Origin of the sequence: Streptomyces sp. NPDC058576, from assembly GCF_042718715.1 — a bacterium.
In the GTDB taxonomy this organism is placed as follows: domain Bacteria; phylum Actinomycetota; class Actinomycetes; order Streptomycetales; family Streptomycetaceae; genus Streptomyces.
This window is the reverse complement of the sequence record NZ_JBHXPF010000068.1, coordinates 13,324-38,641: the sequence shown is the minus strand read 5'-3', so window position 1 is coordinate 38,641 and position 25,318 is coordinate 13,324. Positions and strand designations below refer to the sequence as shown.

Below are 25,318 nucleotides of genomic sequence, written 5' to 3'. Positions count from 1 at the left end.
GGAGCTGGCGCCTATGTCGGTGTGAGCCCCGCCGGGCGGGGAGGCTCAGCCTCCCGGCACGAGGGCCGGCAGGGGCGCGTCCGGCGGCTCCCGCTCGTCCAGCAGCCAGTCGAGGACGCGGGGGAGCATGGGGAACGCGTCGAAGTGGGCCGCCTTCGGCTCCAGTACGGCGGTGGCGCCCGGGATCTGGCCGGCCAGCCAGCGGGAGTGGCCGACCGGGGCGAAGACGTCCTTCACCCCGTGCCAGAGCAGCACCCTGCCGGTGATCCGGGCCGGATCGAAGCCCCAGGGGCGGCAGAACGCGATGGCGTCGTCGATCCAGCCGTACGCCGAGTGGCGCAGCCCCTCGCTGAAGTTGCGCAGCAGCATGGACCGGATGCCCGCGTCGTTGACCACCAGCCGGTCGGAGTCGGTCAGCTCCCGGCGCAGATCGTCCAGGAGCCGGACCGGGTCGCGCCGGATCTGCGCCGAGCGGACGATGAAGGACGCCGCCAGGCTCTCCGGGTCGTCGGCCGCCGTGGAGTAGGCCTGCACATTGGACGCGGCCATCCCGTCGAACCAGTCGAGACCGGCCGCGTCCCGGGGCGCGAGACTGACCAGGGCCGCGGTCCGGGTGATCCGTTCCGGCATCAGCGCCGCGCAGGCCAGGGCGTGCGGGGCCCCGCCGGAGCGGCCCACCACGGCGAAGCGCTCCAGTCCCAGGGCGTCGGCGATCGCGCGGACGTCCTCGACGACGTCCTTGATCCGACGGCCCTCGTGCCGGTCGCTGCCGCCGTAGCCCGGGCGGTCGTAGGCGATCAGCTGCGTATGGCGCTGGTAGAGGACCATGCCGCGGGGAGCGGGGCCGAGCCTGCTGCCCGGGGTGCCGTGCAGGAGGAAGACCGGTCTTCCCCGCGGGTCGCCCATCCGCTCGACCATCAGATGCCGCCCGTCCGCCGCGAGCACCCGATCGCGCACCCGTGCCTCCCCCGCTCGGTCACCCGGTCACCCGGCCGGCCCCGACACGATGTGCCCCGGCGCCTGCCGCCGTTTCGATGATGACCCATCAGAGGCGTTACGGGGACCGTTCGACGACAGGAACTGTGAAGGTCCTGGGAGCGGGTCGGCGGGGGATTCCCGTCGCCATCCGGACGGAACGCCCCATCATCCGGACCGCAGGGGCGAAAACCGGACAGGCCTAGTCCTTACCCAGGGGCCGCCGACGGTTGCACCGGGTGTTTGCGAAGGGAACCGACGTGGCGTGACCGCGGGTAAGTGAACAACCCGGGGGCGAAGCGTCGGTGTCGTGTGCACGTCCGGAAGTCGACCTTGTGTGCGTTTCCCGGCCTCGGAATAGTGGGCGCCCCATCCTCCGTGTACGGGCACCCCACTTGCTCCGTGCGCGGCCCCACAGGAGGTCGAAGTTGAAGCATCGACGCATATCCAGGAAGCGCGCGACGCTGGCCGGCTCGGCCGTCGTCGCTCTGGTCGCAGCGGGATTCACGTTCCAGAGTGCGAACGCCAGTGACGATGTGCCGGAGTTCACGGCCAAGACCCTGAGCGCGGACGCGGCCGGAAAGCTCGCCACCACCCTGGACCGTGACCTGGGCGCGGACGCGGCCGGTTCGTACTACGACACCACGGCGAAGGCCCTCGTCGTGAACGTCGTCGACGAGGCCGGCGCCGAGCAGGTCCGCCAGGCGGGCGGCAAGGCCAGAATCGTGGAGAACTCCCTCACCGAGCTGAAGTCGGCGCGGCAGACCCTCACCGACAAGGCGACGGTCCCGGGGACCTCCTGGGCGGTCGACCCGGTGACCAACAAGGTGCGCGTCACGGCCGACAGCACGGTCGACGGCGCGGCCTGGAAGAAGCTCTCGGCCGTGGTCGAGGGGCTGGGCGGCAAGGCCGAGCTCGCCAAGACCAAGGGCGAGTTCAAGCCGCTGATCGCGGGCGGTGACGCGATCTTCGGCTCCGGCTCGCGCTGCTCGCTCGGCTTCAACGTGGTCAAGGACGGCGAACCGTACTTCCTGACCGCCGGGCACTGCACCGAGTCGGTCACCAGCTGGTCGGACAGCCAGGGCGGCGCGGAGATCGGGGCGAACGAGGGCTCCAGCTTCCCGGAGAACGACTACGGCCTGGTCAAGTACACCTCGGACGTCGAGCACCCGAGCGAGGTGAACCTCTACGACGGCTCCACCCAGGCGATCAGCCAGGCCGGTGACGCGACGGTCGGCCAGGCGGTCACCCGCAGCGGTTCCACCACCCAGGTGCACGACGGCGAGGTCACCGGGCTGGACGCCACGGTCAACTACGGCAACGGCGACATCGTCAACGGCCTCATCGAGACGACGGTCTGCGCCGAGCCGGGCGACAGCGGCGGCGCCCTCTTCGCGGGCGACACCGCGCTCGGTCTGACCTCGGGCGGCAGCGGCGACTGCTCCTCGGGCGGCACGACCTTCTTCCAGCCGGTACCGGAGGCGCTGGCCGCCTACGGCGCCGAGATCGGCTGACGCGCCACCGCACGACGGCAGCAAGGAAGGGCCCCCGGTTCGCCGGGGGCCCTTCCCGTGCTCTTCCCGTGCTCAGGCGGCCTGGGGCTGATGGCCGGCGTCCGCCGCGGCCGGGGAGACGCCGAAGATGCTCACGGCCTGGTAGTAGGTCCAAGCCGTGCTGTTGCACGAGGTCTTCTTCGCGCCCGAGTAGCCGGCGCACACGCGCTTGAGGTCCTCGTAGAAGGCGGAGTCGATACGGGCCTTGTTGGCGGAGAACGTGCCGGCGGCCTTGTAGTTCCGGTAGCCGAAGTCGTGGCGGGCGCAGGAGTTCTGGAAGGGGAAGCCGAAGGGGTTGTCGGGGGAGCTGCTGCAGTAGTCCGTCGACCAGTCGAAGCCGTACGCGGACCAGGCGCCCTGGTTGCCCCGCGCCGCGTTCCAGGCGTTGTGGCTGGAGGCGCTCGTCTGGGTCCAGGAGCTGAGCACCTGAGGCTTGTCGGCGGGGGCGGCCGCGGCGGAAGCGGCGGTGACCAGGGTGAGCGGGAGCGACAGAGCGACCGCGACGAGCGGAACCGTGAATCGACGACGCATGGACGACCTCCGTGGGGGTGGATGGAGTGGTTCCCGAGGTGTGCTCCTCGTGGGGTGGCACGAGGGGCACGGCCAGCATGTCGTCATGAACCTGTCATGCCTAGCCGTTACGCTGACCGGACATCAGGAATTCGGGTGTACGTCGTCCGGGGCGGCCCCGGAGGCGCTGCGGCCTGTCAGGCGCCGGTCGACCCGCCGGTCGGCCAGCCGGTCCCGGGAGCGCGGGCCGGAGCCGGACCGGGCGCCGCCGCATCCTTCCCCGGACGGTGCCGCAGCGACAGCAGCAGAGTCAGCGCCGTGCCGGCGACCGCCCAGGCGGAGAGCACCAGCAGCGGACCGGTGACCGCGTTGCCCCGGAAGTAGGCGATCGAGCGTGCCGTCCAGGTGCCCGCGCCCGGGGGCAGCGCCGGGCCGATCGCCCGCCAGAAGTCCGGGAGCATCGGGAGCGGAAAGGCGCCGCCCGCGCTCGGGTTGCCCGCGATGACGATGATGAGGACGGCCAGGCCGATGCCGACGATGCCGGTGAGGGCCTCCAGCCCGAGCGTGATCATGCCGACCGAGAAGACGACGAGGGCGCCGAGGCCGGCCAGGGCCCAGACGCTGCCGGGCAGTGCGCCGAGGATCGGGCCGATGATGATCGCGCCGCCGATGCCGCCCGCGATCGCGTACAACGCCATGACCGCCGTCCGGATCGCCGCGCGCTGCCGGTTGGCGGGTTTGGCGCCGGCGCTGATCGCCAGGATCGAGGCGCAGAGATAGCCGCCCACGCACCAGCCGACCACCAGGTAGAAGGACGAGAGCCCGTCGAAGTCCTCGGGCGAGGCCGGGGCCACGTCCACGGTCCGTGCGGCCCGCTCCTGGGATTCCTCGACCTGGGCGATGATCCGCTCCAGGGCGCCGGACAGAACGGTCCCGCCACCGGAGGCGACCAGCAGGGTGTCGGTCCGGCCCTCCGGCGAGACGATCAGGGCGCCGTCGATGTCGCGGTTCATGATCTGCTCGCGGGCCTCGGCCGCGCTGCTCACCGTACGGGGGTCCAGCGGGCCGCCGGGAAGCCCGTCCAGCCGGCTGACGAGCTGCTGGGACATCTGCTGCGGGGCGACCACCCCGAAGGCCACGTCCGTCGGCTTCGGCTTGTGCAGCGCTCCGACGTAGGACGCGATGAACAGCAGTTGCAGTCCGAGCACGCCGATGACGAGCAGGGCGGCCCGTGCGGTGACGGCGTTCTTCACCTCATCGACGAAAGTCATGCCCCCACGGTCCGGCCGGGGCGGCGTCCGCGCAGGCGGGGCGGGGCCGAACGGCCCACGCGATGCGGCGGAGGCGGGACGGGGGCGGCCGGCCGGCGTCCACGGCGGGGGTGACCGCGTCCTGACCGCTCATCACCCCACTGCGCGACACGAGGGGAGGCCGCGCCATTTTTTACCGACGCGTAACTTCCCACCGAACCTTACTCGTGCGTAATTTGGCATGAGCACATAAAGCTTGTGGTCCGGGCCACAGGGCGCACCGCCATCGCACCTCCCTTGAGCCGCAAGGAGACCCCACGATGCTGCCCTGGTTCCGTGCTGCGCGCGTTCCCCGCACGCGCAGTCTGCTCGCCGCCCTGCTCCTCGCCCTCACCGTTCTCGTCGCCCCCACGGCGACCGCGACCGCGGCGAGCCCGGCGGCCGAGGCGGCCACTTCGCGTGGCTGGAACGACTACTCCTGCAAGCCCTCCGCCGCCCATCCCCGCCCCGTCGTGCTGGTTCACGGAACCTTCGCGAACTCGGTCGACAACTGGCTGGTCCTCGCTCCCTACCTGGTCAACCGGGGCTACTGCGTCTTCTCCCTCGACTACGGTCAGCTCCCGGGCGTGCCGTTCTTCCACGGCCTCGGACCCATCGACAAGTCCGCCGAACAGCTCGACGTGTTCGTCGACAAGGTGCTCGACGCCACCGGAGCCCCGAAGGCCGACATCGTCGGCCACTCGCAGGGCGGCATGATGCCCAACTACTACCTGAAGTTCCTCGGCGGCGCCGACAAGGTCAACGCGCTCGTCGGCATCGCCCCGGACAACCACGGCACCACCCTGCTCGGCCTCACCAAACTGCTGCCGTTCTTCCCCGGTGTCGAGAAGCTCATCAGCGACAAGACCCCCGGACTCGCCGACCAGGTCGCGGGATCACCCTTCATCACCAAGCTCACGGCGGGCGGCGACACCGTTCCCGGCGTCCGCTACACCGTCATCGCGACCAAGTACGACCAGGTCGTGACCCCGTACCGGACGCAGTACCTGGACGGTCCGAACGTACGCAACGTGCTGCTCCAGGACCTGTGCCCGCTCGCCCTCTCCGAGCACGTGGCGATCGGGACCATCGACCGCATCGCCTTCCACGAAGTGGCCAACGCCCTCGACCCGGCCCGCGCCACCCCGACCACCTGCGCCTCGGTCGTCGGCTGACCGACCGCGCGACAACGGGCCGGGGCCCGACGTCCGGCAGTGCGGACGGCGGACCCCGGCCCGTCACATCCTGCCGAGCCCGACGTCCCGGAGGGACGCGGCAGGAGTACGGAGTCGCCGAGGCAGGTCAGCGGCTGTGACGGCCCGTCGCCGCGGCGGCCCGACGGCGCTGCGAGGCGAACAGCACGGCCGCACCGGCGGCGAGGACCCCGGCGCCCCCGACGGCCAGGTAGGTGCTGCTGCTGGAGCCACCCGTCTCGGCCAGCACCTCGTCCTTGCTCGCGGTGTTGACCTCGGGGGCGTTGCCCTCGGTCCCTTCCTCCGGGGCGGCCGGAGCCGCGGCGGTGACCTTCGCCCCGGTCTTCGCGTCGTTGTCGCCGTGGCCGTTGTGCTCGACCGACGACTTCTCGGAACCCTCGGTGATCGCGTCCTCGGACGGCGCGGAGGGGGCCGGCGCCGGAGCCTCGGCGCCGGCGTCGCCACCGGAACCCTCCTGCCCCTTCCCCCCTTCCTGCTCCGCCGAACCGCCGCCGAACGTCACGTCGGAGCAGGCGTAGAACGCCTCGGGGGAGTCGGAACGCTGCCAGATCGTGTAGACGAGCTGCCGCCCGGAGCGCTCCGGGATCGTCCCGTCGAAGACGTACGAACCGTTCTCCAGCACCGGGTCGGTGACCTCGGCGAAGGGCTTCGCCTCCAGGTCCGACCAGGCCAGCGGCTTCGTGGCGTCATAGCCCGGCTTGGTCATGTACAGCTCGAACGAACCCTTGTGCGGGGCCGTCGCGCGGAACCGGAAGGTGTGCTTGCCCGCCGACAGCGCGGTGGCCGGCCAGTCGGCACGCGGGAGGTCGAGGCCCTTGAACTTGTCGTTGGCCGCGCTGCAGAGCTTGCCGTCCGGGATCAGGTCACGGTGCTTGCCCGCCGCGTTGGCGATGTTGACCCCGTTCCAGTCGTACAGCGCCTGGGTGCCACCGGCCGCGACCGCCGCCTGGCACGCCGCCGACTTCGGGCTCTCCGGACCCTCCGCGAAGCACGCCGACACCCGGCTCACCGGATCGGTCAGCGAACCGTGCGCGACGGCCGGGGCGGCGGTCAGCCCGGCCAGCGCGAGCGGTGCGAATCCGAGGGCGAGGACTCCGGCGGCCTTGCGACGAGCGGTCATGGATGGATCTCCTTCGATACGGCACAGCTGTCGGGGGGTGGCGATCAGCAAGCTAGCCGCTCGGAAGGCCGAAAAGGCCTGCTGGGAGGGGGTGATGGGGATCCTTATGCTCCGTTTAAGGAGTGGTTAGGAGAGAGCTCAGGAAGCGGGCCGGACCCGCCCCGTGACGCCTCAGCTCTTCCAGCGGTAGCGGCGCTCCGGCCGCCCCGTGCCTCCGTAGCGCAGGGTCACCTCCGCGCGGCCGGTTCCGGTGAACCACTCCAGATAGCGGCGAGCGCTCACCCGGGACAGCGCCCCCGCCTCCGCGCACTCGGAGGCCGACAGGCCCCCGGGGTGGTCGCGCAGGGTGCGTTCCACCAACTCGGCCGTGGGGGCGGCCAGGCCCTTCGGCAGCTCGCGCGAGCCGGGCGGGCGGGTGCCGAAGATCTGGTCGACGTCCTCCTGGCGGGCCTCTCCCAGCTGGTCCAGGCGGGTGCGCAGCGAGGCGACATGGCGGAGCTGTTCCTGGAGGGCGGACCGGTTGAACGGCTTGATCAGGTAGTGCAGGGCCCCCGCCCGCAGCGCCGCCCGGATCACCCCCGCGTCCCGGGCCGCCGTGATGAACAGAGCGTCCGTGCTGGAGCGTGAGGCGTCCTGTTCCTCCGCCGTCCGCAGGGCGCGCAGTACGTCGATCCCGTCCATATCGGGCAGATAGATGTCGAGCAGCACCAGATCGGGGCGCAGCCGCTCGGCCGCCCGCAAGGCGTCGGCGCCGTTGTGCGCCACCCCGACGACCGTAAAACCGTCCATTGCGGACACGTAGCGGCCGTGCAGTTTCGCGACCATGAAGTCGTCGTCCACCACCAGCACTGTTGTCACGCCGCCACGCTAAGCGGCGACCGCAATGACCACAACGTCCGTTGATACCGGAAGAGAGACAGCTTCTTAACGCGCAGGCAACATGTGGGCCACTTCACAGCGAAAGGCGGAACCTGTGCGACTGCGCACTCCCCTCGCCCTGTTCGGGGCCGCGTTGCTGGTGCTGGTGGGGCCACCCCTGCTCTCCACCGGTGACGGCTCCGACACCGGCACCCAGATTCCCGGGCTCCGCTTCATGGTCCCCAACACCCCCGGCGGCGGCTACGACATCACCGCACGCACCATGGCCAAGAACGCCGAGGACGCCGGACTCACCCACAACATCGAGGTGTTCAACCTGCCGGGCGCCGGCGGAACGGTCGGTCTCACCCGGCTCGTCGGCGAACACGGCAACGGCAAGCTCGCGCTCTCCATGGGCCTCGGCGTCGTCGGGGCCGTCCACACCAACAAGTCCCCGAGCACCCTGGCCGACACCACCCCCATCGCCCGGCTCACCGAGGAGCCGGACATCGTCGTCGTCGCCAAGGACTCCCCGTACCGGACCATCGCCGACCTCCTCGCCGCCTGGAAGAAGGACCCGGCCCGCGTCCCGGTCGGCGGCGGGTCCTCGCCCGGCGGCCCGGACCACCTGGCCCCGATGCTCATGGCGCGGGCCGCCGGGATCGCTCCGAAGACGGTCAACTACGTGCCGTTCGACGGCGGCGGCGAACTCCTCGCCTCCATCCTCGGCAACAAGGTCGGCTTCGGGGTCTCGGGCCTCGGTGAGTACCGCGACCAGATCGAGGCGGGCGAGCTGCGGCTGCTCGCCGTGACCGGACCGAAGCGGGTGCCGGGCCTCGACGCCCCCACCCTGCGCGAAGCCGGACTCGACACCGAGTTCACCAACTGGCGCGGCATCGTCGCCCCGCCCGGCATCTCCGAGGCCGAACGCGACAAGCTCACCGGCCTCATCCGCAAGCTCCACGCCTCGAAGGAGTGGAAGGAGTCGATGAAGAAGAACGGCTGGGACGACGCCTTCCTCACCGGCGAACCGTTCGGCGACTTCCTCGACGAGCAGGACCAGCGGGTCGCCACCGTCCTCAAGGAGCTGGGGCTGTGAAACCCATCGAACCCATCGGATCGACCGAACCCGCCGGATCGACCGGACCCGCCGGATCCGGCGAGACGAACGGAAGCACCCCCCGGGCCTGGCTGCGCGAGCACTCCGAACTCGGCGTCTGCGTCCTGCTGTTCGCGCTCGGCGTGCTCGTGCTCACCGACGCACTCACCATGAGCGTCGACATCGCCCAGCGCGGCCCCGTCGGCCCCCGCACGGTCCCCCTCGTCATCGGGGGTCTGTTCCTCCTCATCGCCGTCCTGCTCGCCGTCGACGTCCTGCGCGGCGGACGCGGAGAGGCCGAGGGCGGCGAGGACGTCGACCTCGACGAACCGGCCGACTGGCGCACCGTCCTCCTGCTCGCCGGGGTCTTCCTCGGCGCCGCCGTCCTGATCGGCCCCCTCGGCTTCCCGGTCACCGGAGCGCTGCTCTTCTGGGGCTCCGCCTACGCGCTCGGCAGCCGGCACCACGGCCGTGACCCGCTCATCGCCGCCGGACTCTCCCTCTTCACCTACTTCGTCTTCGACAACCTGCTCGGTGTCCCCCTTCCCGGCGGCCCGCTGATGGGGGTGCTCTGACCGATGGATTCCCTCAACTCCCTCATCGACGGCTTCGGTACCGCGCTCACCCCGATGAACCTGCTGTGGGCCGCGATCGGCGTCCTGCTCGGCACCGCCATCGGCGTGCTCCCCGGCATCGGACCCGCGATGGCCGTGGCGCTCCTGCTCCCGGTGACGTACGGACTCGACCCGACCGGCGCGTTCATCATGTTCGCCGGGATCTACTACGGGGCGATGTTCGGCGGCTCCACCACCTCGATCCTCCTCAACACCCCCGGTGAGAGCGCCGCCGTGGTCGCCGCGATCGAGGGCAACCCGATGGCGAAGGGCGGCCGCGGAGCGCAGGCGCTCGCCGCCGCCGCGATCGGTCACTTCGCCGGCGGCATGATCGGCACGATCCTGCTGGTCGTCCTCGCCCCGACCGTCGCCTCCCTCGCCATCGGCATCGGCGCCCCCGACTACTTCGCCATCATGGTGCTGGCCTTCATAGCCGTCACCTCCGTCCTCGGCGCCTCCCGCATCCGCGGCATCGCCTCGCTCCTCATCGGCCTCACCATCGGCCTGGTCGGCCTCGACCAGATGACCGGCCAGCAGCGCCTGACCTTCGGCTCGCTCCACCTGGCCGACGGCGTCGACGTGGTCATCGTCGCGGTCGGGCTCTTCGCGATCGGCGAGGCGCTCTGGGTCGCCGCCCACCTGCGCCGCTCCTCCGGAAAGCCGATTCCCGTCGGCCGCCCCTGGCTCGGCCGGGCCGACCTGAAGCGCACCTGGAAGCCCTGGCTGCGCGGGCCCGTCATCGGCTTCCCCTTCGGGGCGATCCCGGCGGGCGGCGCGGAGATCCCCACCTTCCTCAGTTACGTCACCGAGAAGCGGCTCTCCAAGCACCGCGACCAGTTCGGCAAGGGGGCCATCGAAGGCGTCGCCGGGCCCGAGGCCGCCGCCTCCGCCTCCGCCGCCGGGACCCTCGTCTCGATGCTCACCCTGGGACTGCCCACCACCGCCGTCGCCGCGGTCATGCTGGCCGCCTTCCAGCAGTACGGAATCCAGCCAGGACCCCTGCTGTTCGAGCGCGAACCGGAGCTGGTCTGGGGCCTCATCGCCTCGCTGTTCGTCGGCATGGTGCTGCTGCTCGCCCTCAACCTGCCGCTCGCGCCCGTCTGGGCGAAGCTCCTGCGGATCCCGCGCCCCTATCTGTACGCGGGCATCCTCTTCTTCGCCGCCGTCGGCGCGTACGCGGTCGGCGGCGAGTCCCTCGACCTGGTGATCCTCCTGGTCATCGGGTTGATCGGGTTCGGAATGCGGCGTTACGGGCTGCCGGTGCTGCCCGCCGTCATCGGGGTGATCCTCGGCCCGGCCGCCGAACAGCAGCTGCGCCGCGCCCTCCAGATCAGCGACGGGAGCGTGTCCGGGCTCGTCAACACCCCGTTCTCCGTCACCGTCTACGTGATCGTGGTGCTGATTGTGGCCTGGCCGCTGATCAGCCGGCTGATCGTACGGCTGCGCGGTGGCCGGAAAGAGACAGAGGAGAACCGCACGGTCAGTGGCGGCTGAGAGCATCGGCACCATGACCACGATCGACTGGGACGCGGCGGCCGGATCCTTCGACGAGGAGCCCGACCACGGGCTCCTCGACCCCGCGGTGCGCGACGCCTGGGCCGGGCGGCTGGAGAGCTGGCTGCCCGCCACCCGCGGCGACGTGCTGGACCTCGGGTGCGGCACCGGCAGCCTCTCCCTGCTCGCCGCGGGCCAGGGCCACCGCGTCACGGCCGTCGACCGCTCGCCCCGCATGGCCGATCTGGCCCGGGCCAAGCTCGCCGGGACCGGTGCGGAGGTCCTCGTCGGGGACGCCGCCCGGCCCCCGGTCGGGGAGCGGGCGTTCGACGTGGTCGTGGCCCGGCACGTCGTCTGGCTGCTGTCCGATCCGGCGGCTGCCCTGGAGCACTGGTTCGGCCTGCTGAAGCCGGGCGGGCGGCTCGTTCTCGTCGAAGGGGTGTGGGGCGGCACCGGCCTGTCCGCATCCGAGCTCACCGCCCTGCTCTCGGCGCACACCGAGCGCATCCACCACGAGGACCTGGCCCCCGACAGCCGGCTGTGGGGCAGACAGGTCGACGACGAGCGCTATGCGCTCGTCGCCCGCGCGATGCCGCCCCACCGTCACACCGAGGTCGTCGACGTCCATCTGATCCTGCGGCGCGGCCCGGACGTCCTGCTGGCCCGCCGCTCCAACACCGGCTATGCGGACGGGCTGCTCCACATGCCCTCCGGCCACGCGGAGGACGGCGAGGACGTCCGCGAGGCGATGATCCGGGAGGCCGCCGAGGAGATCGGCCTCGATCTGGACCCCGACGAGCTGCGGGTGGCCCTCGTGATGCAGCACCGGGGCCCCGGCGGCGGGGCGCGCATGGGCTGGTTCTTCGTCGCGGAGTACGACCCGGAGCGCCCGCCGCGCAACGCGGAGCCGGAGAAGTGCTCCGAGCTGGACTGGTTCCCGCTGGCCGCGCTGCCGGACGACATGGTCGCGTACTGCCGTGCGGGCCTGGACGGTTACCGGGCGGGCGAGCACTTCATGATCCACTGGCACCGGGACGGGGAGCCGATCGCCTACGTTCCCGGCGGCGCCCGCCGGGCCGTCACGCTCCCCGCCGCCGGCGAGACCACCGGCCGGGTGCACCACATCGAGCTGTGGGTGGCGAACCTCGCGGAGGCGGAGCGCGGTTGGGGCTGGCTGCTGGGCCGCCTCGGCCATGTCCCGTACCAGCACTGGGCGCACGGCCGCAGCTGGCGGCGCGGCGACGCGTACGTCGTGCTGGAGCAGTCGCCGGACCTGGTCGCGGGCGGCCACGACCGCCGCCGCCCCGGGCTCAACCACCTGGCGTTCCACATCGCCGACGGGGCCGCCCTCGACGCGCTGACGGCCGAGGCCCCGGCGTACGGCTGGCGGCTGCTGTTCCCCGACCGTCATCCGTACGCGGGCGGCGACGGCCACCGCGCCGCCTATCTGGAGGACCCTGCGGGGTACGAGGTGGAGCTGGTCGTCGACTCCGCGGCCGGCCGTGCCTCCGGTGCGCTGTCCGTGATGGGCCGGCCTGTGTCGACCGAGGTCGAGGGGGAGACCTGACCGCCATGCGGCTCCGGCTCCGTCACCACGGCGAAGGGCCACCATGACCCGGACCGGTCAGCCGAGAAGACCGGCCAGGCCCTCGGTCCTGGCCAGGTCCTCCAGCTCGTCCAGGGCCGAGGCCGCCGCCCCGGCCGCCGCCGGATCACGCTCGGCCAGACCGCTCGCCGCGAACTCGTCCTCGTCCAGCCGCAGGACCGTGGAGCCGTCGGCCGGGACCCACAGGTCCAGGTCCAGGTCCTCGACCGCCAGCACTCCGTCCGCGAGCTCGGCGGGCCGGGTGATGTCGCAGTACCAGCCCTTGAGCACGCCCCCGCCGGTACGGACCTCCTTCACCGCGAACCACCGGTCCCGCCAGTAGTGCTCGGTGAAGACGTCGCCCGGCTCGAACCGGACGAAGCCGAAGTCCCGCACCCCGGGCGCGGCCCACGGCGCCCGGACGGTGACGCGGACCCCGTCGTCCCGGACCAGCTCCGCCGGATGCCTGATCTTGGTGCGGCCCGCCTTGGTCAGCGCGACGACCAGTTCCCGCGGGCGGTCCGCCCGGGGCTCAGAGGGAGCGGACATGGCGGATCTCCGTCGCGCAGACGGTGTAGCCGAACCACTGGTTGACGGCCAGCATCGGCCCGTTGCCGGTGTCGTTGGAGGTGTAGGCGTCCGTGTAGCCGGCGGCCCGCGCCCGGTGCAGCGAGTCGTTCTTCGCCAGCTTCGCCAGACCCCGCCCCCGGAACTCCCGCAGGGTGCCGGTCATGCTGCTCAGATACGTCCGTACGCCGTCGGTGGTGGCCGCGCTGAACGCCGCCACCTTCCCGTCCACCAGCGCCACCGACGTCAGCCCCTGGTCGAAGGCCGGGTGCCGCCAGATGTTCGTCAGCCAGTCCTCGTAGTCGTCCAGCTCGGAGGTGATGTCGCCCGGCTCGTCCGCCGTCACCTCGACGTCCGCCTCGAACAGGGGCCGGGGATCGTCGGCGAAGTCCATCCCGGTCCGCAGCTCGACACCCGCCGGGAGCTCCTGACGCGGCGGCAGGGGACCGCCCGCCAGGTCCAGCCGCTGGAAGTGGGCCGAGCGCTTCGGCTCGTAGCCCCGCTTACGGGCGAACTCCAGGCTCTCCGGGTTGTCCAGGACCCACGCGTACAGGACCGTGGCCCCGGCCTCGGCCAGGTGCTCCTCCGCCGTGCGCAGCAGCAGCGAGCCCGCGCCGCGGTTGGTGCGGCCGGGAAGCGTCTGCGGGGTGAAGTACCCCTGCCCCGGCTCCGGACTCTCGTGGGCGATGCCCGCCTGCGCCGTGGCGATGATCTCGCCGTCCTCCTCGGCGACCAGCAGCCGGTAGTGCTTGTCCGGATGGGCGTGGGCCAGGTCGTGGACGACCTGTTCGGGAGTGGCCACCATCCAGGGGACCGAGGCCCGGCGGGCACGGGTCCAGGCCTCCGCGTCGGACGGGTGGAAGTCACGCACGATCACAGTCATGCGGGGGACCGTACGCGCAGCCGCCCGTCGAACGCCTCCGCTTTTTCCGCCGGTGGGGGACAATCGGCCCGTGACTGAGAAGATCGTCCTCGACCCGGACTCCGGCATCGCCCCGTACGAGCAACTGCGCACCCAGCTCTCCGAACTGGCCCGCTCCGGGGCGCTGCCCGTCGGCCACCGGCTCCCGACCGTACGCGGCTTCGCCGAGGAGCTGGGCCTCGCCGCCAACACCGTGGCCAAGGCCTACCGGGCCCTGGAGGCGGACGGGGTGATCGAGACCCGGGGGCGCAACGGAACCTTTGTCGCGGCCGCCGGGGGAGCGGCCGAACAGCGGGCCGCGACCGCCGCGCAGCAGTACGCCGAGACCGCCGAGCGGCTCGGCCTCACCCGGCAGCAGGCCCTGGCGCTGGCCAAGGACGCGGTGCGGGCCGCCTACGGCGACTGATCCGTCTCACCCGTGACGCCCGGGGTCAGAGGTACAGCCCCGCATCCGCCCCCGCGTCCTGCTTCGGCACCGACGCGGGGCCGAAGCCCCGGCGCAGCGCGTACAGCTCGGCCAGCGAGTTGCCCTCCCGGCCCACCCCTTCGTCCGTGCCCAGCCAGGACACCGACTCCGGACGGGTCAGCGGGCCGACCTCGATCCTGGCCAGGCAGCGGCCGGGCCGGACGACCGCCGGGTGCAGCCGCTCCAGGTCCTCGTTGGTGGTGACCCCCACCAGCACGTTGCGGCCCTGGCCCAGCAGGCCGTCCGTCAGGTTCAGCAGCCGGGACAGGGCCTGGCCCGCCGTGTGCTTGGCCTCGCCGCGGATCAGCTCGTCGCAGTCCTCCAGGAGCAGCAGCCGCCACCGGCCCTTCTCCGTGCCGTCGTCCTCGCCGATCGCGATGTCCATCAGATAGCCGACGTCGTTGAAGAGCCGCTCGGGGTCCAGCACGCAGTCGACCTGGCACCAGTCGCGCCAGGAGCGGGCCAGGGTGCGCAGCGCGGACGTCTTGCCGGTGCCGGGCGGGCCGTGCAGCAGGAGCAGCCGGCCCGCGACGTCGTCCGGCGTCACCTTCATCAGCCGGTCCATGGCATCGGCCACCGGCGCGGTGTAGTTGGGACGGACCTCGTCCCAGCTTCCGGCGGCGATCCGGCGGGTGGTGCGGACCGGGCCGCGACGCGGCGAGATGTACCAGAAGCCCATGGTCACGTTGTCGGGCTGGGGCTCCGGTTCGTCCTGCGCCCCGTCCGTGGCCTGGCCGAGGACCTGCTCCGCCAGCTCCGCGCTGGTCGCGGTGACCGTGACGTCCGCGCCCCGGTTCCACCGGGAGGCCAGGAGGGTCCACCCCTCGCCCTCCGCGAGCGTCGAACTGCGGTCGTCGTCGCGGGCGGTCCGCAGCACCCGGGCGTCCGGCGGCAGCAGTGTCGCCCCGGCCTTGATCCGGTCGAGGGACGAACTGTGCGAGTACGGCTGCTCGCCCGTCGCGAAGCGGCCGAGGAAGAGCGCGTCGACGACGTCGGACGGTGAGTCACTGTCGTCGAGGGTGAGCCGGATCGGCAGAGCGGATTCGGGGGAGTCAGGCATGGCGCTCATGATCCGGCACCGGGGCACCCCGTGCACCCGGGTTTCGCGGGCTCGTGCGGGGCGCGCGAGCCACGACGGCCGACGGGGCTACAGCGGGGCGTCGGGGAGCGCCCGTTGAACCGCCGGGGGCGGACGGGAGCACTCCACACCTATTTTTGGCATGGACACTTCCGGTTGGGCGAGGGCGCTGCTACTACGGAGTAGGCAGATACCCCCTGCTCAAGGAGGTCCCATGAAAATGTCCAGACTCGTGGCGTTCTCGTCCTCTCTCCTGCTCGGCGCCGCCCTCGCCCTGACCGGTGCGGGGGTCGCGAACGCCGACTCCTCCGCCGCGGCCGTCGACTATGTCGCCCTCGGCGACTCGTACTCCTCCGGTGTCGGAGCCGGCAGCTACGACGGCTCCAGCTGCAAACGCAGCAGCCGCGCCTACCCCGCCCTCTGGGCCGCCGCCAACTCCCCCTCGTCCTTCGACTTCGCCGCCTGCTCCGGGGCCAGGACCGCGGACGTCACGGGCGGCCAGCTCGGCAAGCTGAACGCCTCGACCGACCTCGTCTCGATCTCCATCGGCGGCAACGACGCGGGCTTCGCCGACGTCATGACGACCTGTGTCCTGCAGTCCGAGGCCACCTGCCTCAACCGGATCGCCACCGCCCGCGCCTACGTCGACTCCACCCTCCCCGGCCGGCTCGACTCCGTGTACACGGCCATCCGCTCCAAAGCCCCCTCCGCGCAGGTCGTCGTTCTCGGCTACCCCCGCTTCTACCAACTCGGCGGCAGCTGCATCGCCGGACTGAGCGAGAGGGAACGCTCCGCCATCAACGGGGCGTCCGACCACCTCAACACGGCCACCGCCAAGCGGGCGGCGGACCACGGCTTCACCTTCGGCGACGTCAGGACGACCTTCACCGGGCACGAGATCTGCTCGGGCAGCGCCTGGCTCCACAGTGTGAACTGGCTCAACATCGGCGAGTCCTACCACCCCACCGCCGCCGGACAGTCGGGGGGCTATCTCCCGGTCTTCAAGTCCGCTCTCTGACAGGCGCGTTCCACCGTCGAGCACGTTCCGCCGTCCGATGTCCCCGTGCGGGAGTCCTCACCGGTCGAGGCCTCCCGTCTCGGGGTCGAACAGCGGGCGACTCAAGGGGCAAAACTGCTGAACTGTCCCAAGTCGCCCTGGAATCGCGCGGATTCGATAACGGTCCGTCAACCTCCGTATATGTGTGCGCAATCGTGTGGCCGGGATACACGGGTGTCGCCGCGGGACGATAGGGTTAACCTGCCCGGACCGGGTGCCCTCGTACGGGTGGGGAGTGACATGGAACAGATAACGGTGCGAAGCAGGCCGCGTGTGCCTGCCATCACATGCGGGAGCGGTGCGACCAGTACGCGCCTCGACCGCCATCTCGCGGTGCTCGGCGGCCCCGTCGTCCCGCAGCGCGAGTCAGCGGAAGCGACGCTGCTGATGCGGGAGCTGACCTCGCGTGACGCCGCGCACACCCGCCGGAGCAGGAGCGCACGCGTGTCGCTCTTCGCGCCGCTGCGGCGACTGCGGCGCTCGCTCTTCGGCAGCCGCCGCTGACGCAGCGCATCGCCCGCCAGGACCGGCCCGCCGCTCGGGACGGCTCAGGCGATCACTCCGTCCCGGCGCAGCACCGATGTCTGCTCGTCCGTCATCCCCAGGGCTCGCAGCAGCGCATCGGTGTGCTCACCCAGCGCCGGTACGGCTCCCATCCGTGCCTCCTCGCTCCCCGGCAGGGTGATCGGCGGCAACAACGCCCGCAGCGGCCCCACCGGTGACTCCACTTCCCGCCACCGGTCCCGTGCCGCCAGCTGCGGATGCGCCGCCACATCCGCCACCGTGTTCAGCCGGGCACAGGCGATGCCCGCCGCATCGAGCCCGGCCAGCGCCTCCTCGCCCGTCAGGCGCGCCAGCGCCCGGCCCACCGCCTCGTCGGTCCGCTCCCGGTTCGCCGTGCGCGCCGCGTTCGTCGCGAAGTCCGGGTCCTCGGCCAACTCGGGCCGTCCCAGCACCCGCTCCGCCAGCCGCCGCCACTCCCGGTCGTTCTGCACGGAGAGCAGCACCTGCTCGCCGTCGGCCGTGGCGAAGGCGTCGTACGGGGCGATCACCGAGTGCGCGAGACCGCTGCGCGGCGGGGGAGTGGCCCCGTGCATCCCCTGGTGCAGCGGGTGGCCCATCCACTCGGCCAGCGCGTCGAGCATCGAGACCTCCACCGGGCCGCCCCGCCCGGTGGTCGCCCGCCGCAGCAGCGCCGCGAGCACCCCGGAGAACGCGTACATCGCCGCCGCGATGTCCGCCGCCGGAACGCCCGCCTTCACCGGCTGCTCCGCCGTCCCCGTCACCGAGACGAGCCCGGCCTCGCACTGCACGAGCATGTCGTAGGCCCGCTTGTGCGCGTACGGCCCGTCCGCCCCGTACCCGGAGATGTCGACGGCCACGAGCCGAGGGTGCGCGGCGCAGAGCGTGGCGGCGTCGAGGCCGAGCCGGGCCGCCGCCCCCTGCGCCAGATTCTGTACGAACACATCCGCCCCGGCGACGAGTTCACGGACCACCGCCAGGCCGCGCGGGTCCTTCAGGTCCACGGCGAGGGACTCCTTGCCCCGGTTGCACCAGACGAAGTGCGAGGCGAGACCGCGCGCCGCCGTGTCGTAGCCGCGCGCGAAGTCGCCGCCGTCCGGGCGCTCCACCTTGATGACCCTGGCTCCGAGGTCGGCGAGCTGCCGGGTGGCGAAGGGGGCGGCGACTGCCTGCTCGACGGCCACCACGGTGATGCCGTCGAGGGGGAGTGGCAATGAGTTCATGACCCCGTGCATACCCGCTGACCGGCTCTTTCGCCACCTCCGGCCCACTGCGGGCCCCTGACGGACCGTCGCTACAGCAGTGCGAACTGCCCCTCCGGGCCCTCCTCCTGGTGCCCGAGCACCGATGCGGGACGCCGCGCCGAGGGCGGGACGGGCAGCACTCCCGCGGCCCGCAGCTCGGCCGGACCGATCAGGGGCCCCGCCTCCAGCGCGGCCCGCAACTCCTTCCGGGGGCCCGCCGTGCCGTCCAGCAGAGCGAGTACGGTGATCAGTTCGAGCAGCTCCGAGGTCCACTCCCGGGGCCAGCCGCGGGCGCCGACCGCGTCGAGACCGTCCGGAGCCGCGCCGTCCGGACCCCGGCCCGCCGCTGCCGCCGCCCGGCGGCCGAACCAGAGCTCCAGGACCCGCACCCCGCCCACCGTGAACTCCCAGGCCGCCGCGGGCACCGGTGAGATCCGGCCGTCGCCGACGACCAGCGCCTCGTCCCCGGCGTCGTACGACAGTTCCGAGGGGCGGGCCGGGAGAGCCGCCCGCACATAGGGCCTGCGCCCGCCCGGCAGCCGGGGCCGCTCCCCGCCCCGGGCGCCGCGCGACTGGAGCCGCAGCAGCTCCCGGCCGAGCGCCACCCCCGACGACCACACCTCGGCGTCGGCCGGCAACGGGACCCGGGGGCCGGCGGCGGAAGGCCGGGCGGTGGCGAGCACCCAGGCCAGCACCGCTTCCGGAGTGAACGCCTCCGCTTCGGTCCCGCCGCCGAGCCGCCCCCGCAGCAGCTCCAGGAGCCCCGGCGCGAGGTTGGGTTCCGTGCCCCCGGGCCTGCGGTGGAGCGGCCTGATCCGGCCGGGCCGGCCGGCCGGGGAGTGCCCGTCGGGCAGCAGCGCCGTCACGGACAGGGCGGGCCCGCCGTCCTCGGGGGCGGCGCTGTGCTCGACGGCGAAGAGCTGCTGCCCGTCGGCGACCCGCCACAGCTCCGGACGGGCCGCGTCGATCAGCCGGTGGTCGGGGAGCAGCCACTGTTCGTCGTAGGGGCCGTGCAGGATCCGTACGGGGTCGGGGCAGGGGCCCGGCGTCCGGGCGAAGCGAGCCGTACCGGTCGACTGGCCGGGCAGGGCCGCGACCGAGGTGCGCGGGGTACGGGAGCGGGTGGGAACGAACAGCCGCTCCTGCTCGACGGCATCGGCGGCGGCCAGCCGTTCCCAGCGGGCCCGGAGCGCCTCGGGGTCGGGGCCGCTCACCCAGGCGCGGCCGGTCCGCAACGGTCGTACGGACCACGGCATCAGCTCGTCCAGCGGGACGAACAGGTCGAGCGGCGAGGACTCCGTGTCCCCGCCGGATCCGGCCGCCGCCGTCCTGCGCGCTGCCACCGAGCCGTCCCTCCCCTGTCCGCGGTGACCTGGCCGCGGCAGCCTGCCCGCCGCGGCCTGTCCGCCGTGCTGTGTCAGCCGGACCTGTCCGCCATGGCCCCTTGGCATCGTAACGGCGGGCGGTGTCCCCGTGGGGCGGGGTCAGTGGGCCTCCACCGTCACGGAGAAGGAGAACCGGTCGCCCCGGTAACGGATCCGGGCCACGTCCACCACGCGCCCCTCCTCGTCGTATGTCACGCCCGTGTAGTGCAGGATCGGGCTGAGCAGCGGGACCTGGAGGAGGTCGGCGGTGACGGGGTCGGCGAGCCGGGCCTCCACCGTGTCGGTGATCCGGGAGATCCGCACCCCGGCGACATCGCGCAGGACCTTGGTCATCGGCCAGCGTTCGAGGTCGGCGACGTCGATCCGGGCGGCGATGTCGGGGCGCACCGCGTTCTCCGCCCAGTTGGTGGGCTCGTCGCTCTCGCCGTCGCGGCGCAGCCGCCGGTAGCAGATCACCTCCGCGCACTCCGGGAAGAACTCGGCGAGGTCGCCGGGCACCGCCGTCGGGCCGTGGCCGAGAACGGTCGTCGCCTCCCCGGACTGCTGGGCCACGATCGCGTCGACCGAACCCAGCAGCCGGACCGGGGAGACCCGCCGGGCGCGCGGCTCGATGAACGTGCCGCGCCGCCGGTGCCGGCTGATCAGCCCCTCCGTCTCCAGCTCCTTGAGCGCCTGGCGCATGGTGAGCACGCTGACCCCGTAGTGCGCGGCGAGCTGTTCCTCGGTCGGCAACCGGGCGGAGGCGTCCTGCGGGCGGCCCAGTATGGAGGCCCGCAGGGACTGGGAGACCTGGTACCAGAGCGGCAGCTTGCGGTTCAGCACGAGGGAGTCGGGGGCGAAGGCGGGCGGGTGGCGCGGCTGATCCGCACCGCTGTCCGCCCCGGCCCGCTCATGGCTCTCGGTCATGTCGTCCCCGTCCCGTCCCATCCCGCCCCTCCGGGCTTCCCCGCCCGCCGGCTACGGCCGGAAGTTGCGGCTCAGACCCTGCCACACGTCGTCGTAGCCGCGCTGCAGATGATCGGCGGCCGCCGCCTGCCCGGTCGCCGTGACCGGCCAGCGGGTCTCGAACATGAAGGCCAGACCGTCGTCGATCTTCTGCGGCTTCAGCTCCGCCGCGCTCGCCCGGTCGAAGGTCTCCCGGTCCGGGCCGTGCGCCGACATCATGTTGTGCAGGGAGCCGCCGCCCGGGACGAAGCCGTCGGCCTTCGCGTCGTACGCCCCTTCGATCAGGCCCATGTACTCGCTCATCACGTTCCGGTGGAAGTACGGCGGGCGGAAGGTGTCCTCGCCGACCAGCCAGCGCGGGGCGAAGACGACGAAGTCCACTCCGGCCAGTCCCGGGGTGTCGGACGGCGAGGTCAGCACCGTGAAGATCGACGGGTCGGGGTGGTCGTAGCTGATCGTGCCGATCACGTTGAACCGGCGCAGGTCGTAGACGTACGGGGTGTGGTTGCCGTGCCAGGCCACCACGTCGAGCGGCGAGTGGTCGTACGTCGCCGACCAGAGGTTCCCGCAGAACTTGTTGACCACCTCCACCGGGCCCTCGTGGTCCTCGTACGCGGCGACGGGGGCCAGGAAATCCCGGGCGTTCGCCAGGCCGTTGGCGCCGATCGGGCCGAGGTCGGGCAGCGCGAACGGGCGGCCGTAGTTCTCGCAGACGTAACCGCGTGCCGTCTCCTCCAGCAGCTCCACCCGGAAGCGGACCCCGCGCGGGATCAGCGCGACCTGGCCCGGTTCGGCGCGCAGCAGGCCCAGCTCGGTGCGCAGCAGCAGTCCGCCGCGCTCGGGGACGATCAGCAGCTCGCCGTCGGAGTCGCTGAACACGCGGTCCGTCATGGAGGAGTTGGCGTGGTAGAGGTGGATCGCCATCCCGGCGCGCTGGGCGGCGTCGCCGTTGCCGCCGAGGGTCCACAGGCCGCCCAGGAAGTCCGTGCCGGGCGCGGGGTCGGGCAGCGGGTTCCAGCGGAGCCGGTTCGGGTCCGGCACGGTCTCGGTGAACGGGGCCGAGCGCAGCTGACCGTTGCCGGTCCGGGTGAACGCCGGGTGGGCGGCCGAGGGACGGATCCGGTAGAGCCAGGAACGGCGGTTGTCCGCCCTCGGCTCGGTGAAGGCGGACCCGCTCAGCTGTTCCGCGTACAGCCCGAGGGGCGCGCGCTGGGGGGAGTTGCGGCCGTGCGGGAGCGCCCCCGGCACCGCCTCCGAGCTGTGCTCGTTGCCGAAGCCGGAGGAATAGGTCAGCCCCTCGGCCGTCTTCCTCGCCTGGTCGATCGCGCTCATCCCGCACTCCCGGTGCCCAAGAAAGCCCTCGGATCCGCCGGACGACGAATCCTATGCACCACCGTAGGAATAGGAGTGCGGCGCGTCAACGGCATACATCGCGCCATTCGTGGGGAGTGCGGGGAAGACCCCGGGCCGGGGCGGGTGCCCGGGGTGTCCATGCCGTGCGCGGGGCACGGCATCATGGGGCCCGTGCCTCAGCCCCCTGTCAACCCGAACCTCCGCCGCGCCCCCGTGCAGCAGCGCAGCGCCGACCGGCTGGCCCGGATACTCGACTCCTGCGCGGGCCTCCTCGACGAGACCGGCTACGAGCAGCTCACCACCCGGGCCGTCGCCGAGCGCGCCGAGGTGCCCATCGGCTCGGTCTACCGGTTCTTCTCCAACAAGCGCGCGCTCGTCGACGCCCTCGCGCTGCGCAACCTGGACACCTACGCCGACCGCATCGCCGACCGGCTCGCGGACCTCCCCGCCGCCGACTGGCGTGCCGCCATCGACGCGGTGCTCGACGAGTACCTGGCGATGAAGCGGAGCGTCCCCGGCTTCGCGCTCGTCGACTTCGGGCCGCCGTTTCCCGCCGAGGGCGCGGCGGACGACGCCAACCGGCGGCTGGCGGACCGGCTTGCCGTCCTGCTCGCAGGCCACCTCGGCCGCCGGCCCGACGAGGGGCTGTCCCGGGCGATCCTGGTGAGCGTCGAGGCCGCCGACGCCCTGCTCCAGCTCGCCTTCCGCATAGAGCCCTCGGGAGACGCGGCCATCGTCGCCGAGACCCGGATGCTGGTCAGGTCCTACCTCGCCCAGACGCTCGACTGAGCGACATCCCGCCGCCGGGGCGCCCGCCTTCCGTGCCGGCCTCCTTCGCCGGGGGCGCCCATCTTCCATGCCGATTCCCTTGGCCGGGGGCGCCCGCCTTCCTCGCCTATTCCCTTGGCCGGGGGCGCTCACCTAATACGCCGATTCCCTTGGTCTGGGGCGCTGTGCATGCCGCACCGGATCCCTTGGTCGGGGGCGCTTCCCATGCCGCACCGATTCCCTTGGCCTGGGGCGCTCGCTTCCGTGCCGGCCCTCTTGGCCGGGGGTGCCCACCTTCCGCACCGGCTCCCTTGGCCGGGGGCGCTGCGCATGCCGCACCGGCTCCCTTGGCCCGGGGCCGCTCCGCTTCGCCTTCGTACGACACCTCCCCACCGTGCGTACCGGTCGGTATGCTCGCTCGTGCCGGGGCTCCCACGCCCGCCCGGCCCATGTCCGTGTGTCGTCGCCGCAGCCGCCCCGGGGAGGGCCCATGTCCCACGACTCCCGCACCGCACCGCGTATCTGCCCCCTCTGCGAGGCCACCTGCGGCCTCACCCTCACCATCGAGGGGACCACCGTCACCGGTGCGCGCGGCGACCGCGACGACATCTTCAGCCGGGGGTTCATCTGTCCCAAGGGAGCCTCCTTCGGAGGGCTCGACGCCGACCCCGACCGGCTGCGCGTCCCTCTCGTGCGCGGCGCCGACGGGGAGCTGCGCGAGGCTGCCTGGAGCGAGGCGTTCGACCTGATCGCCGCACGGCTACCGGACCTGACGAAGGCCCACGGGCCGGGCGCCGTCGGCGTGGTCCTCGGCAATCCCAACGTGCACACGATGGCGGGCGCCCTGTATCCGCCCCTGCTGCTCGCCGCCCTGCGCACCCGCAACATCTTCACCGCGAGCACCCTGGACCAGATGCCCAAGCACGTCTCCAGCGGCCTCCTCTTCGGCGACGCGCACGCCATCCCCGTACCGGACCTCGACCGCACCGACCATCTCCTCCTGATCGGCGCGAACCCGCTGGAGTCCAACGGAAGCCTCTGCACCGCCCCGGACTTCCCCGGCCGGCTCAAGGCCCTGCGCCGGCGCGGCGGCACCCTCACCGTCATCGACCCGCGCCGCACCCGCACCGCCCGCCTCGCCGACCGGCACGTCGCGATCCGGCCCGGCGCGGACGCCCTGCTGCTGGCCGCGCTCGCGCACACGCTCATCGCGGAGAAGCTCGCCGACCCCGGTCCGCTCGCCGAGCACCTGGAAGGCATCGACGAACTCGCCGCCGCCCTCGCGGGCTTCACCCCGGACGTGGTCGCCGCCGCCTGCGACGTGGACGCGGACACCATCACCGCCATCGCCCGCGAACTCGCCGCCGCCCCCACCGCCGCCGTCTACGGGCGCATCGGCAGCTGCACCGTCGAGCACGGGACGCTGGCCAGCTGGCTGGTGGACGTCCTCAACATCCTCACGGGCAATCTGGACCGGCCCGGCGGCGCGCTCTTCCCGCTCTCCGCGACCGCCCGCGCCCCACGCGCCGCCGAACCCGGGACGCGTAACGCCGTCCCCGGCAAGGGCTTCGCCCTCGGCCGCTGGTCGAGCCGGGTCTCCGGGCACCCCGAGGCCAAGGGCGAACTGCCCATCGCCGCCCTCGCCGAGGAGATCGACACCCCGGGGGACGGCCGTATCCGCGCCCTGGTGGTCATCGCGGCCAACCCCGTGCTCTCCGCGCCCGACGGCGACCGGCTCGACGCGGCCCTCGCCGACGGGCTGGACTTCATGGTCAGCGTCGACCCGTACCTCAACGAGACCTCCCGCCACGCCGACGTCGTCCTGCCCCCGCCGCCGCCCTCGCAGAGCGCCCACTTCGACTTCGCGTTCAACAGCTTCGCCGTGCACGACCAGGTCCGCTACACCCGCCCCGCCGTGCCCCTGGAGGACGGGCGGATGGACGAGTGCGAGATCCATGCCCGGCTGGTCCTCGCGGTGAGCGGCCGGCACGGCACGCCGCCCTCCGCCGTGGACGACCTGGCCGTCGACACCGCCCTCACCCGGGCCGGGGCCCCGAAGGAACTGGCCGCCGAACTCACCGGCGAGAACGGCCCCGAACGGCGACTGGACCTGATGCTGCGCCTCGGCCCGTACGGGCTGACGCTGGAGCGGCTCCTCGCCCACCCGCACGGTATCGACCTCGGCCCGCTGAAGCCCCGCCTCCCGGAGGTCCTGCGCACCCGATCCGGCCGCGTCGAACTGCTCCCGGAGCCGATCGCCGCCGATCTGCCGCGGCTGCGCCGGGCGCTGGGCGACCGGCCCGCCCCGCTCGTCCTCGTCGGCCGCCGCCATCTGCGCTCCAACAACAGCTGGATGCACAACGTCGGCTCGCTCACCGGCGGGTCCAACGTCTGCACCCTCCAGATCCACCCCGACGACGCCGCCCGCCTCGGACTCGTGGACGGTGCCACCGCCCGGATCGAGTCGTCGGGCGGCGGGATCGAGGCCCCCGCCGAGATCACCGACACCGTGCGCAGCGGGGTGGTGAGCCTCCCGCACGGGTGGGGCCACAGCCGCCCCGGCACCCGGATGTCGGTCGCCGCCGCCGACCCCGGGGCGAACGTGAACCAGCTGCTCGACGGCACGCTCCTGGATCCGCTGTCGGGCACCGCCGTGCTCAACGCCATTGCGGTCTCCGTGACCCCCGCTCGCTAACACCA

23 protein-coding genes are annotated in these 25,318 nt (G+C 72.6%); 11 read left to right on the top strand and 12 right to left on the bottom strand.

Going from position 1 to position 25,318, the window contains the following annotated elements:
• Nucleotides 1-45: 45 nt before the first annotated feature.
• On the bottom strand, nt 46-957 hold the full coding sequence (locus ACFWRV_RS31565; protein ID WP_384339335.1) for an alpha/beta fold hydrolase: 912 nt from the start codon (nt 955-957) through the stop codon (nt 46-48).
• A gap of 353 nt (nt 958-1,310) precedes the next feature.
• On the opposite strand from ACFWRV_RS31565, the gene ACFWRV_RS31560 reads away from it, so the two are divergent.
• A complete protein-coding gene (locus ACFWRV_RS31560) occupies nt 1,311-2,489 on the top strand; it encodes a S1 family peptidase (protein WP_384339334.1) in 1,179 nt (392 codons plus the stop codon).
• A 72-nt stretch (nt 2,490-2,561) separates the two neighbouring features.
• Here the strand turns inward: ACFWRV_RS31560 and ACFWRV_RS31555 are convergent, their stop codons facing one another.
• Both ACFWRV_RS31555 and ACFWRV_RS31550 read right to left on the bottom strand, forming a co-directional pair.
• Nucleotides 2,562-3,059 carry a phospholipase gene (locus ACFWRV_RS31555; RefSeq protein WP_384339333.1) on the bottom strand — a complete coding sequence of 166 codons (498 nt, stop codon included), beginning with the start codon at nt 3,057-3,059 and terminating at the stop codon, nt 2,562-2,564.
• A 176-nt stretch (nt 3,060-3,235) separates the two neighbouring features.
• Nucleotides 3,236-4,309, bottom strand: a complete 1,074-nt coding sequence (locus ACFWRV_RS31550; protein WP_384339332.1) for a DUF3533 domain-containing protein — start codon at nt 4,307-4,309, stop codon at nt 3,236-3,238.
• A 299-nt stretch (nt 4,310-4,608) separates the two neighbouring features.
• On the opposite strand from ACFWRV_RS31550, the gene ACFWRV_RS31545 reads away from it, so the two are divergent.
• Nucleotides 4,609-5,502, top strand: a complete 894-nt coding sequence (locus ACFWRV_RS31545; RefSeq protein ID WP_384339331.1) for an esterase/lipase family protein — start codon at nt 4,609-4,611, stop codon at nt 5,500-5,502.
• Nucleotides 5,503-5,629: 127 nt separating this feature from the next.
• Here ACFWRV_RS31545 and ACFWRV_RS31540 read toward each other — a convergent pair whose 3' ends face one another.
• Complete coding sequence (locus ACFWRV_RS31540; protein ID WP_384339330.1) at nt 5,630-6,661, bottom strand: lytic polysaccharide monooxygenase; 1,032 nt, start codon at nt 6,659-6,661, stop codon at nt 5,630-5,632.
• A gap of 171 nt (nt 6,662-6,832) precedes the next feature.
• Nucleotides 6,833-7,486, bottom strand: coding sequence for a response regulator (locus tag ACFWRV_RS31535; RefSeq protein ID WP_384339336.1), 654 nt, complete (start codon nt 7,484-7,486; stop codon nt 6,833-6,835).
• 148 nt (nt 7,487-7,634) lie between these two features.
• On the opposite strand from ACFWRV_RS31535, the gene ACFWRV_RS31530 reads away from it, so the two are divergent.
• The 4 genes from ACFWRV_RS31530 to ACFWRV_RS31515 are packed head-to-tail and all read left to right on the top strand — an operon-like array spanning nt 7,635 to nt 12,293.
• Nucleotides 7,635-8,618 carry a Bug family tripartite tricarboxylate transporter substrate binding protein gene (locus ACFWRV_RS31530; RefSeq protein WP_384339329.1) on the top strand — a complete coding sequence of 328 codons (984 nt, stop codon included), beginning with the start codon at nt 7,635-7,637 and terminating at the stop codon, nt 8,616-8,618.
• The gene (locus ACFWRV_RS31525) at nt 8,615-9,193 is read left to right on the top strand and encodes a tripartite tricarboxylate transporter TctB family protein (RefSeq protein ID WP_384339328.1); all 579 of its coding nucleotides are present in this window, start codon (nt 8,615-8,617) and stop codon (nt 9,191-9,193) included. The genes ACFWRV_RS31530 and ACFWRV_RS31525 overlap by 4 nt, the downstream gene beginning before the upstream one ends.
• Before the next feature lie 3 nt (nt 9,194-9,196).
• Nucleotides 9,197-10,726, top strand: a complete 1,530-nt coding sequence (locus ACFWRV_RS31520) for a tripartite tricarboxylate transporter permease (protein ID WP_384339327.1) — start codon at nt 9,197-9,199, stop codon at nt 10,724-10,726.
• A 13-nt stretch (nt 10,727-10,739) separates the two neighbouring features.
• A complete protein-coding gene (locus ACFWRV_RS31515) occupies nt 10,740-12,293 on the top strand; it encodes a trifunctional class I SAM-dependent methyltransferase/NUDIX hydrolase/VOC family protein (RefSeq protein ID WP_384339326.1) in 1,554 nt (517 codons plus the stop codon).
• A gap of 57 nt (nt 12,294-12,350) precedes the next feature.
• Here the strand turns inward: ACFWRV_RS31515 and ACFWRV_RS31510 are convergent, their stop codons facing one another.
• On the bottom strand, nt 12,351-12,860 hold the full coding sequence (locus tag ACFWRV_RS31510) for a DUF402 domain-containing protein (protein ID WP_384339325.1): 510 nt from the start codon (nt 12,858-12,860) through the stop codon (nt 12,351-12,353).
• A complete protein-coding gene (locus ACFWRV_RS31505) occupies nt 12,844-13,761 on the bottom strand; it encodes a GNAT family N-acetyltransferase (RefSeq protein ID WP_384339324.1) in 918 nt (305 codons plus the stop codon). Before ACFWRV_RS31505 ends, ACFWRV_RS31510 begins: the two co-directional genes overlap by 17 nt.
• A gap of 70 nt (nt 13,762-13,831) precedes the next feature.
• Between ACFWRV_RS31505 and ACFWRV_RS31500 the strand changes: the two genes are divergently transcribed.
• Nucleotides 13,832-14,206 (top strand): GntR family transcriptional regulator, encoded by a 375-nt coding sequence (locus tag ACFWRV_RS31500; RefSeq protein WP_384339323.1) that lies wholly within the window; start codon nt 13,832-13,834, stop codon nt 14,204-14,206.
• 25 nt (nt 14,207-14,231) lie between these two features.
• Here ACFWRV_RS31500 and ACFWRV_RS31495 read toward each other — a convergent pair whose 3' ends face one another.
• The gene (locus ACFWRV_RS31495; protein WP_384339322.1) at nt 14,232-15,326 is read right to left on the bottom strand and encodes a DUF5925 domain-containing protein; all 1,095 of its coding nucleotides are present in this window, start codon (nt 15,324-15,326) and stop codon (nt 14,232-14,234) included.
• Nucleotides 15,327-15,558: 232 nt separating this feature from the next.
• On the opposite strand from ACFWRV_RS31495, the gene ACFWRV_RS31490 reads away from it, so the two are divergent.
• Together ACFWRV_RS31490 and ACFWRV_RS31485 are read left to right on the top strand one after the other, a co-directional pair.
• The gene (locus ACFWRV_RS31490; protein WP_384339321.1) at nt 15,559-16,362 is read left to right on the top strand and encodes an SGNH/GDSL hydrolase family protein; all 804 of its coding nucleotides are present in this window, start codon (nt 15,559-15,561) and stop codon (nt 16,360-16,362) included.
• A gap of 279 nt (nt 16,363-16,641) precedes the next feature.
• Nucleotides 16,642-16,905 (top strand): hypothetical protein, encoded by a 264-nt coding sequence (locus tag ACFWRV_RS31485; RefSeq protein WP_003970092.1) that lies wholly within the window; start codon nt 16,642-16,644, stop codon nt 16,903-16,905.
• A 44-nt stretch (nt 16,906-16,949) separates the two neighbouring features.
• Here the strand turns inward: ACFWRV_RS31485 and ACFWRV_RS31480 are convergent, their stop codons facing one another.
• The 4 genes from ACFWRV_RS31480 to hmgA form a co-directional block, all read right to left on the bottom strand.
• Nucleotides 16,950-18,146 (bottom strand): CaiB/BaiF CoA transferase family protein, encoded by a 1,197-nt coding sequence (locus ACFWRV_RS31480; RefSeq protein WP_384339320.1) that lies wholly within the window; start codon nt 18,144-18,146, stop codon nt 16,950-16,952.
• A 71-nt stretch (nt 18,147-18,217) separates the two neighbouring features.
• Nucleotides 18,218-19,510 carry a type ISP restriction/modification enzyme gene (locus tag ACFWRV_RS31475; protein ID WP_384339319.1) on the bottom strand — a complete coding sequence of 431 codons (1,293 nt, stop codon included), beginning with the start codon at nt 19,508-19,510 and terminating at the stop codon, nt 18,218-18,220.
• A gap of 141 nt (nt 19,511-19,651) precedes the next feature.
• Nucleotides 19,652-20,458 (bottom strand): GntR family transcriptional regulator, encoded by an 807-nt coding sequence (locus ACFWRV_RS31470; protein WP_384339318.1) that lies wholly within the window; start codon nt 20,456-20,458, stop codon nt 19,652-19,654.
• 51 nt (nt 20,459-20,509) lie between these two features.
• Nucleotides 20,510-21,829, bottom strand: a complete 1,320-nt coding sequence (gene hmgA, locus ACFWRV_RS31465; protein WP_384339317.1) for a homogentisate 1,2-dioxygenase — start codon at nt 21,827-21,829, stop codon at nt 20,510-20,512.
• A gap of 183 nt (nt 21,830-22,012) precedes the next feature.
• Here hmgA and ACFWRV_RS31460 point away from each other — a divergent pair, with 183 nt between their 5' ends.
• Nucleotides 22,013-22,639: a TetR/AcrR family transcriptional regulator gene (locus tag ACFWRV_RS31460; RefSeq protein ID WP_384339316.1), complete on the top strand. Its 627-nt coding sequence runs from the start codon at nt 22,013-22,015 to the stop codon at nt 22,637-22,639.
• Between the two features lie 469 nt (nt 22,640-23,108).
• The gene (locus ACFWRV_RS31455) at nt 23,109-25,313 is read left to right on the top strand and encodes a molybdopterin-dependent oxidoreductase (protein ID WP_384339315.1); all 2,205 of its coding nucleotides are present in this window, start codon (nt 23,109-23,111) and stop codon (nt 25,311-25,313) included.
• Nucleotides 25,314-25,318: the final 5 nt, after the last annotated feature.

What these genes read in the sequence shown, in the direction of transcription:
- ACFWRV_RS31555 (WP_384339333.1), bottom strand. Translation starts at nt 3,059, where the DNA reads ATGCGTCGTCGATTCACGGTTCCGCTCGTCGCGGTCGCTCTGTCGCTC.
- ACFWRV_RS31550 (WP_384339332.1), bottom strand. Translation starts at nt 4,309, where the DNA reads ATGACTTTCGTCGATGAGGTGAAGAACGCCGTCACCGCACGGGCCGCC.
- ACFWRV_RS31545 (WP_384339331.1), top strand. Translation starts at nt 4,609, where the DNA reads ATGCTGCCCTGGTTCCGTGCTGCGCGCGTTCCCCGCACGCGCAGTCTG.
- ACFWRV_RS31540 (WP_384339330.1), bottom strand. Translation starts at nt 6,661, where the DNA reads ATGACCGCTCGTCGCAAGGCCGCCGGAGTCCTCGCCCTCGGATTCGCA.
- ACFWRV_RS31535 (WP_384339336.1), bottom strand. Translation starts at nt 7,486, where the DNA reads ATGGTCGCGAAACTGCACGGCCGCTACGTGTCCGCAATGGACGGTTTT.
- ACFWRV_RS31520 (WP_384339327.1), top strand. Translation starts at nt 9,197, where the DNA reads ATGGATTCCCTCAACTCCCTCATCGACGGCTTCGGTACCGCGCTCACC.
- ACFWRV_RS31515 (WP_384339326.1), top strand. Translation starts at nt 10,740, where the DNA reads ATGACCACGATCGACTGGGACGCGGCGGCCGGATCCTTCGACGAGGAG.
- ACFWRV_RS31510 (WP_384339325.1), bottom strand. Translation starts at nt 12,860, where the DNA reads ATGTCCGCTCCCTCTGAGCCCCGGGCGGACCGCCCGCGGGAACTGGTC.
- ACFWRV_RS31505 (WP_384339324.1), bottom strand. Translation starts at nt 13,761, where the DNA reads ATGACTGTGATCGTGCGTGACTTCCACCCGTCCGACGCGGAGGCCTGG.
- ACFWRV_RS31495 (WP_384339322.1), bottom strand. Translation starts at nt 15,326, where the DNA reads ATGCCTGACTCCCCCGAATCCGCTCTGCCGATCCGGCTCACCCTCGAC.
- ACFWRV_RS31490 (WP_384339321.1), top strand. Translation starts at nt 15,559, where the DNA reads ATGAAAATGTCCAGACTCGTGGCGTTCTCGTCCTCTCTCCTGCTCGGC.
- ACFWRV_RS31485 (WP_003970092.1), top strand. Translation starts at nt 16,642, where the DNA reads ATGGAACAGATAACGGTGCGAAGCAGGCCGCGTGTGCCTGCCATCACA.
- ACFWRV_RS31480 (WP_384339320.1), bottom strand. Translation starts at nt 18,146, where the DNA reads ATGAACTCATTGCCACTCCCCCTCGACGGCATCACCGTGGTGGCCGTC.
- ACFWRV_RS31470 (WP_384339318.1), bottom strand. Translation starts at nt 20,458, where the DNA reads ATGACCGAGAGCCATGAGCGGGCCGGGGCGGACAGCGGTGCGGATCAG.
- hmgA (WP_384339317.1), bottom strand. Translation starts at nt 21,829, where the DNA reads ATGAGCGCGATCGACCAGGCGAGGAAGACGGCCGAGGGGCTGACCTAT.
- ACFWRV_RS31460 (WP_384339316.1), top strand. Translation starts at nt 22,013, where the DNA reads ATGGGGCCCGTGCCTCAGCCCCCTGTCAACCCGAACCTCCGCCGCGCC.
- ACFWRV_RS31455 (WP_384339315.1), top strand. Translation starts at nt 23,109, where the DNA reads ATGTCCCACGACTCCCGCACCGCACCGCGTATCTGCCCCCTCTGCGAG.